Consider the following 797-nt stretch of genomic DNA (forward strand, 5'->3'; position numbering starts at 1 on the left):
GGCCCATCGGAAAGCGGATACTACCTCGTTGGGTGAGCTTCTTGGTGATGTCACCAAGGACCTGTCCACCCTGATGCGCCAGGAAGTGGAACTCGCCAAAGCCGAACTGAAGCAGTCAGCCACCCGGGCCGGAAAGGGCTCCGGAATGCTGGCCGGGGCAGGGGTTGCAGGGCATTTCGTCCTGATCTTCCTCTCCCTGGGCCTGATGTTCGCCCTCGGCGCGCTGATGCCGCTGGGCTGGGCCGCCGTGATCGTGGCAGTCCTCTGGGGCGTCATCGCCGCCGTCCTGGCCAGCATGGGCCGCAAGGAACTCAAACAGATCAAGGGCCTGCCGCAAACCACCGAAACACTCTCCGAAATTCCCCCAACCCTAAAGCCAGGTGAGGTAAACCGATGAGCGAAAACCCCGACGCTATCCGCGCCGACATAGAAGCCACCCGGGCCCGGCTGGGCACCAACGTGGACGCCGTGGCCGATAAGGTCACCCCGGCCAACATCGTCCACCGCCAAACCGACAAGGTCAAAGACGCCGTCTTCGGAATGAAGGAGAAAGTCATGGGCGCAGCAGACACAGCCACCACCCAGGTCCACAACAAGGCCGGCACCGGCGCAGGACACACCAGCGATGCCCTGCACCAGGCCGGCGACAACGTCGCCCACACCCTCAGCGACGCCGGCGCCGCCATCTCCGACGCCCCGCACCAGGTCAAGTCCAAAACCCGGGGCAACCCGCTCGCCGCGGGCCTGATCGCTTTCGGCGCCGGACTCCTGGTCTCGTCCCTGATCCCGGCCAGCGA

2 protein-coding genes are annotated in these 797 nt (G+C 65.2%); both read left to right on the forward strand.

The genetic code is table 11. The features are described 5' to 3' along the window. On the forward strand, positions 1-397 hold a 397-nt coding region (locus ACU18_RS18885), incomplete at its 5' end, for a phage holin family protein (RefSeq protein ID WP_050688002.1). Then, a partial coding sequence (locus ACU18_RS18890) for a DUF3618 domain-containing protein (protein WP_157407873.1) occupies positions 394-797 on the forward strand: 404 nt, incomplete at its 3' end. The genes ACU18_RS18885 and ACU18_RS18890, both read left to right, overlap by 4 nt.

This window comes from Arthrobacter sp. ZBG10, from assembly GCF_001238605.1.
In the GTDB taxonomy this organism is placed as follows: domain Bacteria; phylum Actinomycetota; class Actinomycetes; order Actinomycetales; family Micrococcaceae; genus Arthrobacter.